The organism is Streptomyces chlorus (genome assembly GCF_042655885.1).
Classification (GTDB): Bacteria; Actinomycetota; Actinomycetes; order Streptomycetales; family Streptomycetaceae; genus Streptomyces; species Streptomyces chlorus.
This window is the reverse complement of sequence record NZ_JBHSOA010000003.1, coordinates 338,023-348,049: the sequence shown is the minus strand read 5'-3', so window position 1 is coordinate 348,049 and position 10,027 is coordinate 338,023. Positions and strand designations below refer to the sequence as shown.

Annotated in this window: 5 protein-coding genes; 2 read left to right on the top strand and 3 right to left on the bottom strand. The window is 74.4% G+C overall.

Going from position 1 to position 10,027, the window contains the following annotated elements; translation table 11 throughout:
• Positions 1-19 precede the first annotated feature (19 nt).
• Together ACFPZI_RS01945 and ACFPZI_RS01940 are read left to right on the top strand one after the other, a co-directional pair.
• Positions 20-265 (top strand): phosphopantetheine-binding protein, encoded by a 246-nt coding sequence (locus tag ACFPZI_RS01945; RefSeq protein WP_381357230.1) that lies wholly within the window; start codon positions 20-22, stop codon positions 263-265.
• Positions 262-1,488, top strand: coding sequence for a beta-ketoacyl synthase N-terminal-like domain-containing protein (locus ACFPZI_RS01940; protein WP_381357228.1), 1,227 nt, complete (start codon positions 262-264; stop codon positions 1,486-1,488). Before ACFPZI_RS01945 ends, ACFPZI_RS01940 begins: the two co-directional genes overlap by 4 nt.
• On the opposite strand, the gene ACFPZI_RS01935 is transcribed toward ACFPZI_RS01940, so the two are convergent.
• From ACFPZI_RS01935 to ACFPZI_RS01925, 3 genes are all read right to left on the bottom strand, one after another.
• Positions 1,454-2,200, bottom strand: a complete 747-nt coding sequence (locus ACFPZI_RS01935) for a thioesterase II family protein (protein WP_381357225.1) — start codon at positions 2,198-2,200, stop codon at positions 1,454-1,456. The genes ACFPZI_RS01940 and ACFPZI_RS01935 overlap by 35 nt on opposite strands.
• Positions 2,201-2,282: 82 nt before the next feature.
• The gene (locus tag ACFPZI_RS01930) at positions 2,283-9,458 is read right to left on the bottom strand and encodes an amino acid adenylation domain-containing protein (RefSeq protein ID WP_381357222.1); all 7,176 of its coding nucleotides are present in this window, start codon (positions 9,456-9,458) and stop codon (positions 2,283-2,285) included.
• Positions 9,455-9,913 (bottom strand): group II truncated hemoglobin, encoded by a 459-nt coding sequence (locus ACFPZI_RS01925; RefSeq protein ID WP_381357219.1) that lies wholly within the window; start codon positions 9,911-9,913, stop codon positions 9,455-9,457. Before ACFPZI_RS01925 ends, ACFPZI_RS01930 begins: the two co-directional genes overlap by 4 nt.
• Positions 9,914-10,027 lie beyond the last annotated feature (114 nt).

Below are 10,027 nucleotides of genomic sequence, written 5' to 3'. Positions count from 1 at the left end.
GAAGGACGTCAAGGACACCATGGAACACACCGACGGAGCGGTCCTGGCCGCCATCCGCCACCACGCGAGGGCGATCCTGCCCGACCTCGAGCCCGCCGACATCGTGCCCGCGCGCACCCTCGCCGACCTCGGCCTCAACAGCGTGGACCGCAGCGAAGTCGTCATCAACGTGATGGACGACCTGGACGTGCTCGTCCCGATCACCGAGTTCCGCCAGGCCATGCCGGTCGGCGACCTGGTCGCCCTGTTCGAGCGGTACCGGTGACACCGGCCGGCCCGCCGGTCGCGGTCACCGGACTCGGCGTGCTCTCGGCGCTGGGGCCCGACGTGGACCGGTTCACCGCCGCGCTCCGCGCCGGCCGCACCGCGATCGCCCGTACCGAAGCGCACGACGCCCTGCCGTACCGGGCCGCGCTGTCCGACGAGATGCTGAGCGAAGCGGTCGCGGCGGCGTCCCTCCCGCCCGGGGCGCTGCGCCGCACGTCCCGGCCAGTCCGCGCGTCCCTGGCTGTCGCGGGCCAGGCATGGCGGGCGGCCGAGCTGCACCGGCGCGACCTCGACCCGAGGCGGCTCGCCGTGGTGGTCGGGGGCAACAACCTCAACGGCGCCCAGAGCGCCGCCGCCGCGGGGCGCCTGGGACGAGATCCGCTACTGGTCCCGCCCCGGCTGGCGCTCCAGTACCAGGACACCGACCATGTGGCGACGCTCAGCGCCGCGTTCGGCATCAGGGGGGAGGGGCTGACCGTGGGCGGAGCTTCGGCCGGTGGCAACCTTGCCCTCATCCAGGGCGCCCGGCTGGTCTCCTGGGGGGTCGCCGACGCCTGCCTGGTCGTCGGCGCGCTGGCCGAACCCGCACCGGCCGAACTACGCAGCTTCCTGAACCTCGGCGCCATGGTGCCCACCGAGGGCAGTGGCCCGGGCGGCCCGTTCGACCGCTCGCACCGAGGGTTCGTGCACGGGCCAGCGGCAGCCGCGATGGTGCTGGAGCGGGCGGCCGGGGCAGCGCGCCACGGGGTCGGTGTCCTGGCCGAACTGGCGGGGCACGCCGCCACGCTGGACGCGAACAGCCAGCCCGCCCCGACCGTCGACGGGGAAGCCGACGCCATGGCCCGGGCCATGGCGTCCGCCGATCTCGACCCGGCCGACGTGGACCTGGTCAGCACGCACGGCACGGGCTCGCCGCTGGGCGACCGGATCGAGGCGGACGCCATCGCCCAGGTCTTCGCCGACGCCTCACCCCTGGCCAACGCAGTCAAGGGACTGGCGGGGCACGCGCTCACCGCGGCCGGACTCGTGTCCGCCGTCGCCGCGGTGGTGCAACTGCGCGGCGGCTTCGCACACCCCGACCCGTGGCTGCGCACACCGATCGACGGTGCCCCCAGACTGGTCGGGGACACCGCCGTCACCGCCCCGCTGCGCTGGGTCGTGTCGAACGCCTTCGGCTTCGGGGGGTTCAACTCCGCTGTGGTGTGGCGGGCTGCTCGATGAGTCGGCCCGTCGCGTCCAGCAGGGTGCGGCGCAGCGCCTCGGGCAGCCCCTTCAGGTAGAAGTGGTCCCCGGGGAAGACGTGCAGGCTGAAGCCCCCGGTGGTGAGATCGGCCCAACGTGCCATCTGGGCCGGGGCCACCTCCGGGTCGGCGTCGCCGGTGAGCGCCGTCACCGGGCACGCCAGAGGCGGGGTCGCCGCCGGCTGGTACGTCTCCACCAGCCGGAAGTCGGCCCGCAGCGACGGCAGGAACAGGTTCGCCAGGTCGGGCGAGTCGAGCACCGCCGTCGGTGTCCCGCCGAGCCCTGTCAGCACCTCCAGAAACTCGCGGTCGCCGAGCAGATGACGTACGCCCGTCCCCCCGGGCACCCGCCGGCCGGAGACGAACACCATGCCCGGCGCCGGGCGCAGCCGCTGCGCCGCCTCGTAGGCCACCATCGCGCCCATGCTGTGCCCGAACAGCGCGTAGGGCCTGTCCAGCAACGGCTCCAGGGCGGGCACCAGGTCCTCGACGAGGTCCGACATACGGGTGTACGGCGGTTCGTGGTAGCGCCGTTCCCGGCCCGGCAGCACGATCGGGACCACATCGACGTACGGCGCCAACATCCGGCGCCAGGGCAGGAAGAGCGTGCTGCCACCACCGGCGTGCGCGAAGCAGAACAACCGGACGGGTGCGTGCGGATCGCGTGTGCCGGCGGTCCAGTCCACGGTCATCGATCGATCCCTCCGGGTTCATGTGCGGCCCGGTCCACGGTCGTCGGGCCCTTCCTGGTGGTGCGTACGGCCGGATCCGCGGTCACCGGGTCCCCTCCGCCTCTCGTACCACCAGGTGGCCGTAGGAGCCGCCCGAGCCGACGGCGTTGACCAGCGCCCGCCGCGGCGGGCCCGACCGTTCCCAGTCGACGGCCCGCCGGGGTACGTACACCGGCCCGTCCGCCCAGTTCACCAGGGGGTTCGGTTGTCCCGAGACCAGGGTCGGCGCGATCCGGCCGTGCCGCAGTTGCAGCAGCACCTTCATCAGCTGCCCCAGTCCGGCCGCCGCCTCGGCGTGCCCGATGTTCGGCTTGACCGTGCCCATGGGCACGGGGCCGTCCCGGCCGGCCAGCAGTTCGGCGAAGGCCGATACCTCCGTCGCGTCGGCCAGGCCGGCGCCCGCCGCGGCGCTCTCCACGTAGGACAGTGCCGTCGGGTCGAGCCCGGCCGTCCGCAGCATGTCCGTCAACGACGAGGTGAGCGAGGCGGGCCCGGGCGCCCCGAACCGGCCCTCCCCGCCCGCGTGAGCGCACCACGAAGCCTCCAGTACTCCATGCACCCGGTCGCCGTCCCGGGCGGCCGAGTCGGCGCGCCGCAGCAGCAGGGCGCCGACGGCCTCGCCCAGGTACCAGCCCGGTGCTGCCTCGTCGTACGCGCCGTTCGGTGTGCCGCCGTCCGGCGTGGCGAGCAGGCCGAGGCCGCTGAGCAGGCCCACGTGCCGACGGTGGGTCACCAGGTTCACCCCGGCGACCACCGCGCTGTCGCACTCACCGGAGCGCAGCGCCTGCATCGCGAGGTGCAGGGCGGTCAGCGACGACGAGCAGGAGGTGTCCACCGCGAGGCTCGGACCCTGCCACCCGAACGTGTGGGACAGCCGGTTGGGCAGCGTCGCCCGGGTGGCGACGACCTCCACGGCGTCTCCGCGTTCCCAGCCGTCCCCGGCCGTGGCGAGGTGGTCGTCCCACATGGACGCCACGAACACCCCCACCCGGCCGCCGTCCTCGGTCAGGGACCGGGGGGTGTGCCCGGCACCCTCCAGGCACTGCCAGACGGCCGGCAGCAGCAGGCGCAGTTGCGGGTCGATGACAGCGGCCTCGGCGGGGGAGATCCGCAGTGGGCGCAGGTCCACCGGCCCCAGCGTGTCCAGGAACCCCCCGATCGGCGGCCGGCCGGTCCAGCCGAGCGCCGCGACACGGGACGGGGCCATGGGACCGATGGCCGACCGGCCCTCGTGCAGCATCCGCCACAGCTCGTCCGGGCCGGCGGCGCCGGGGAAGCGGCCCGCCATCCCGACGACGGCGACCTCGCCCGGCTGCCGCGCGGACGGGGTGTCAGCCGCCGTCCACAGCGGCTCGCCGGGGGCCTCGTCGCCGGCGGCGTCCAGCGGCGCGCACAGGAGCCCGAGCAGGAAGGTGTGGGACGGTCCGAGTCCCAGCGTCTCGGCGAGGTCGCTCTGCCGCAGGTCGCCGACCGGGCACACCGCGACACCCGACGGCACCTGCTGCTGCATCAGCAGCTGAGCCATGTGGCCTGCCTCCAGGGCCAGGTAGCGGGGGGCCTGGGCCTGGTACAACGGCTCGATGCCCTGCTGCTCCCCGACCAGGTAGATCTCCGCGCAGGCACGGGCGGCGAAAGGCCGGTTGTAGTACACGTGGGCGTTGACCGGAAGGCCCGTGCCGGTGCCCAGGGGCTCCAGGGCGTGCGTGCGGGGCCGGTAGTAGTAGGCCCCCGCGTCGAGCCCCTCCACCGCGCCGTCGCGCACCAGTACGTAGACCTGAACGGCGTACGTGTCACCGGCGGATGGGTAGAGCGCGCCGGAGCCGGCGCTCTCGTCCGTCCGGGCCAGCACCCGCAGCAGCCGGCCGAGTCGTTCGCCGTCCAGCCACCCCTCGGTCACGGGGCGGCGGCTGGCGCGCCAGCGTCGCTGCCCCTCGCTCGGCCGCCCGCCGGCCAGCGGCACCGGGCGGGCGTGCTCGGGCGCGGGCCGCTGTCCGAGGTCGCCCTCCTTGAAGCGACGCCGGTCCTCGACGGCGAAGAAGTCCACCTGCTGCGGGGGCGACGCACGACGCGGCTCTGCCTGCCGCGGTGCATCGGCCCGCGGCGGTGGGGCGACGTGTGATGGTTCCGGTCGCTCCTCACGGGGCGACGGTGTTTCCGGCAGCTTCGTTCGTACGTTCCGTGGTTCCGCAGGCTCCGGTCGCACGCGCGGTGATCGGGGCAGTTCCCGTTGAGCCCGCGATGCCGGCGGCTGCTCGTGTTCCGCGCCCACCGGTTCGGTGCGCGCCGGTTGCGCCTGGGACCGGGACGCGGCGGACAGGTGCGCGGCGATGGCCGCGACCGTCGGCTCCGACAGCAACAGCGCCACCGGTACCTCGCAGCCGTACCGGTCCCGCAGCACCCGGCTGGCCCGCACCATGGTGAACGAGGTGGCCCCCAGCTCCCACAGGTCCGCCGAGGGGTCGACCGGCGGCAGGTCGAGCAACTCGCCCAGCAGCGCGGCGATCGACGCCACGTCTTCGGCCGGAGCCGCGGCGCCCACGTCTGCCGTACCGGTGGCGACCACGGCGCTCGGCGCCGTCCCGGCCGGTCCGGACTCCGCGGCACCGGGTGCGGCTTCTCGCACCTCGGTCCGCTCCCGTGCCCGGGCGACACCGGCACCCGGCACGCGCCCGGCGGGGACCGGCGGCGCGGCCCGCTCCACGGCAGGCGCGGGCACAGACGTGCTGTCGGCCGGCCACGGCAGGGCGTCGCGGTCCAGTTTGCCGTTCGGCGTCGTCGGCCACTCCTCGACGAACGCCACCACCGACGGCACCATGTAGTCGGGCAGCGCGGCCGAGGCATGTGCCCGCAGTTCGGCCCCGGTGAGAGGCGGAGCAGGAGCCCGGTCCGGGCGCGGCGCCCGGTCCTCGGGCAGTACGTACGCCACCAGTCGGTCCTCCCCGGAGCCGCCGGACCGCAGCAGGACCACCGCGTCCGCGACACCGGGGTGCGTCCGCAACCGGTGCTCGATCTCCGGCAGTTCCACCCGGAAGCCGCGCACCTTGACCTGACCGTCGCGACGGCCGAGGAAGTGCATGACACCGTCGGGCGCGAACCGAGCACGGTCACCCGTCGCGTACAGCCGGGTCTCCGGAAGACCGGGGAACTCGCCGGTGACGAACCGCTCCGCGGTGAGGCCGGGCTGCCGGTAGTAGCCGAGGGCCAGGCAGTCGCCCGCGATGTACAGGTCGCCCTCGGCACCGATCGGCACCGGGCGGCGCGATGCGTCGAGGATGTGGTAGCGGGAGTTGTCCAGCGGACGTCCGTACGGGATGCTGCGCCACCCCGGGTCCACCTGGTCCACCACGAAGTAGTTGGACCAGACGGTCGCCTCCGTCGCACCGCCGAGGCTCACCAGTGTGGCGCCGGGGAACGCCGCTCGAAGCCTCTCCGGGAGCCACAGGGGAGTGTAATCGCCGCTGAGGAACACCAGTCGCAGGGTGTCGCCGCCGCACCGGCCGAACGGCGTGGGGAACTCCGGTGCCAAGTTGGCCAAGGTGGTCGGTGCCGAGTTCCAGAACGTCACCGGCTCGGTCTCCAGCACCCGGAGCAGCAGCCCCGGGTCGCGCTGCTGCTCCTCGTCGGCGACGTACAACGCGGCGCCCAGGCTGAGCAGTCCGAGGATGTCGAAGACCGACAGGTCGAAGCCGAGCGACGTGACGCACAGGCCGAGGTCGCCGGGCCCGAAGCCGAACGTGCGGCGGCTCCACTCGAAGAGGTTCAGCATCGGGCGGTGAGAGACCCCGACACCCTTGGGCCGCCCGGTGCTGCCCGACGTGAAGATCACGTACGCGAGATCGTCCACCTCGTTCACCGGCTGCGGCGCACGCCCCTCGCGCGGGTGCGGCTCGGCGAGCACCACATCCAGGTCGACCAGACGCAACTCCGGTACGTCCTGCGCCGCCCGAGTCGCGTCCTTCGCCGACGAAGTGCCGTGCGTGCCGGACAGCGACGCCGCCCAACCGCAGGTCGCGTCGCACACCAGGAACGCTGCGGCGGCGTCTGCCAGCATTACCGAGGCCCGTTCGCTGGGCAGCGAGGGCAGCACCGGCAGATAGGCCCCGCCCGCCTTGAGGATGCCCAGGACCGCGACCACCATGTCCGGGCCCCGGCGCACCGACACCCCGACCACGTCTCCGCGGCCCACTCCCGCCTCGCGCAGTGTCCAGGCCAACCGGTTGGCACGCAGCTCCAGTTCCGCGTACGACAGGGCGCCACCGGACCAGCGGACCGCCACGTCGGACGGCCTGATCCGGGCCTGGTCCTCGATCAGCACCTGCACCGGCAGGTCCGCCGGGAACGGGCGGGCGGTGTCGTTCCAGCGGGCGGGCGGCAGATCCGGGTCGTCGACCGGGGTCTGTTCGAGCGACACCAGCCCCGCCAGGTCGTCGGCGAACCGCGCGAACGCCTCCTCGGGCCACCCTTCGGGCAGTTGCTCCGGCAGCACGTCCCAGGCGTACTCCAGCACGTCGCCCTCCTGGACCGCCACGCAGTCCAGTGCCACGCCCGGGGTGCTCGTCGCCCAGGCCCCCGCTTCGACCCCGTCCGGCAGCGGATGCGTGTCGAGGTCGAACAGGCTGGTGTACACGACGGCCAGGCCGGGACCGGAGCGCCTGGCCCTGCGGAGCTCGGACAGGCCGCTCACCGTGTCGGCCTCCCGGTCCTCGGCCAGTACGGCGTCGTAACGGCGCGCCAGGTCGATCAGCGGACAGCCCTCGGCCGTGACCGTCACCCAGCTCAGCGCGGTCCGCTCGGCGGGCCGGGCGGCGTCGGACCCGTCCGGCCAGCGCACCACCGGGACGCCGAACACGTCGCCGAGCCCGGGGGAGAGGGCCCGTGCGTACGCCGCCAGCAACAGGCCGTCGGGTGAGCAGCCGTGCTTCGCCCCGGCGGCCACCACGGTGCGCCACCCCGGCAGTGTGCCGCGCAGTCGGATCCGGCCCCCGTCGTCGGCAACCGTCGGCAACCGGGGCCCCGGCGGCAGTGCGGCCACCCGCCGCCGCCAGTGCTCACGCGCCGCCACCGCGTCGAGGGCCCCGGCGGAGGGGCCCGCCGGGCCCGGGAACGGGGCGTCGCCGGTGTCGCCGTCGGCCGCGTAGAGCCGCATCAGCTCCCGACCGGCCAGATGGATGCTGCGCGCGTCGATCAGCGCGAGGTCGGCCGTCAGGAACACGGTGCCCGCACCGTCCGACCCCTCGGCACGGCCCACGCGGACATCCAGATGGCCCTCGTCCCACAGGTGCGCCTCCCGCAACAGGTCCCCTACGAGCTCCCCTACGAGCTCCGGTACGAGCGGTACCTCCGGCACGGATGGCGACGGCGGCACGGCGGGCAGCTGCAGGCCGTGCCCGGCATCGACGCGCGCGGACAGCACCGGATGCCGGGCCGTCAGCCGCTCCAGGGCCCGCCACAGCCGGTCGGTGTCCAGGTCGGGGACCTCGTAACTGAGCAGCAGACGGCACCCGCCCGCGTCGTCCGATCCCAGCGCTCGGGAGACCAGATAGGCCTGCTGGAGGTCGTTGAGCGGCGCCGGGGAGAGGGACCCGGCCCGCGGCTCGGGCCGGGCTGCCAACGCCGCCGGCTCCTGCCCCCGGGCCTCTTCCGACTCTGGTGGCGGTGCCGGTTCCCCGGACCCGGCCAGCGCCTCCAACCGGGCGGTGTACGCGGTGAACAGAGCCTCGGCGCCGGGCGCCTCGAAGGCCCGCTCGACCACGTCCCACCGGTAGCGGAGCGCCCCGTCCTCCTCCCACACCTGGTGGTCGAGGGAGACACCGGAGGTCCGGCCCACCGCGTAGCACTCGGCTGCGGCGAAGGCGCCCTCGGGCACCCCGTCGTCGATCATGCTGGTGAAGGTCACGGGTAGGTCGGGCAGCGGCCCGCGGCGGCGGCGCAGCGCTGCGACCCCCGGCACCGTCGGGTGGTCGAGGTCCTCGGCGAGGCGCTCGTGCACGGCCCGGGCATCGGTGTCGTGGACCGGGAAGACCACCGTCGAGGTGAATGTGCCGACGGTGTCCTCGGCTCCTCGCATCCGCGCCCGATCACTGGTGGTCAGGACAAGACTGAACGGCGTCGGTGCCCCGGCCCCGGCGAGTACGTCCGCGAACGTGCTCAGCACGAACGCGGTCGCGCTCACCTCCTGACGCGCGGCCACCTCACGCAGCCGCGCCCACGCGCGCGCGTCGAGCGACCCGGTGAGTGGACGTCGGCCGGGTCCGCCACCGACGTCGCCGGTCTCCCATGCGGGCGTCCGAACAAGGCCCGGTCCAGCCGGCAGGGCCGCCAGCCGCTTCTCCCAGTGGGCGAGGTCCGCCGCGTACCGCTCCCCGCCGCTCTCCCGGGCGACGGCGCGCGCGTAGTCGCCGAAGGACACCGTCGCGGGCTCGGACGCCAGGACGTCGGGGGACCCGTCGTACGCACGCCACCAGTCGCGCAGCAGTACCCGCAGACTCCGGCCGTCGCAGAGGACGCCGTCGACGGCCAGGTGGACCCGTCCGTCGCCGGCCGCCCCGGGGGTGACCTCCACCTCGTACAGGGGCCAGTCCGCCGCCGTGTACCGGCGGTGGCCCAGCCGGGCACGGACCTCGGACGGGTCGTGACCGACGGGATGAGTGGTCAGCGGCAGGTCCAGGGCGGGCCGCACGCGCAGGGCCCCGGCCGCGGTCAGGCCGCAGTCCAGCACCGGGTGCCGCCGACGCACGGCCAGCCAGGCCCGTCGCAGCCGGTCGACGTCCAGGCCGGAGACGTCGAACTCGCGGTAGTGGTGGCAGCCGACCGCGTCCGGCACCAGGTCGTCCTCCTTGCCCACGAGGTACGCCTGCTGGAGCGCCGTGGCGGGGAACGGCTCGTCGGGTCCGGCCGGATCGTCGGGTACGGCCAGCCGCAGCCCGGCGGTCGCGGTGCCCCCGGCCTCGGCGATCAGGCCGGCCAGTGTCGCCGCGTCGTGCCCCGCACGGAGCAGGCTCAGCGGCACCGGGACACCGAGGCGGTCCTCCAGGGCCAGCGCCAGCCGGACCGCCGTCATCGAGTCGGCGCCGGGCGGCAGGACCGGTTCGCCGCCGGCCGGCACCTCCCTGTCGAACGTGTCGTGGAGCGCGGCGGCGACGCCGTCCAGCAGCGATGCGGCCGCATCGCCGGGCGAAGGGGCGGTCTCCTCCTGCGGAGTGAGGGGTGTTCGCGTCACCACGTCCACCTCCCCAGGGTGCCGTGCCGGGTGCCCAGGTCCTCCTGGCTCATACGGGAGGCCCGCGTGGTGATCGCCGCCGCCCGGCGCAACTGCTCCTCGAAGCGGGTGCGGAACCTCTCGTCGTCGGGCAGCTCCACCTCGTCGGCCGCGGCCAGCATCAGCTCCACGAACCGCTCGCGCTGCTCGTCGGTGATGCGCAGGTCCGCATGCATCTTCTTCACGTGCTCGAACCCGCCGATCTCGTCGGTGAAGGCGCTGCCGTGCCCGAAGACCTCGACGAGGTACGCCGTCAGGTGCCGCACATGCGCGTCACCCGTGTACCGGAACATGCGCCCGATCTGCGGATCGGCCACCGCGGCCCGGTGGAACGCCTCGGCCAGGCGCCGAAGCGCGTCCTCGCCGCCGACGTGGTCGTACATCGTCACCGTGACCTCCAGGGTCGTACCCGCCACTGGGAAACCGTTGCGACGATAGGCGCGCCGATCACCGGCGCCCGCTCACGTTTGAGCGTCCTGCGGCAGAACGCTGTGCCAACCTCGGGCCGTTGCCCGCGGAGGTTGCGGATC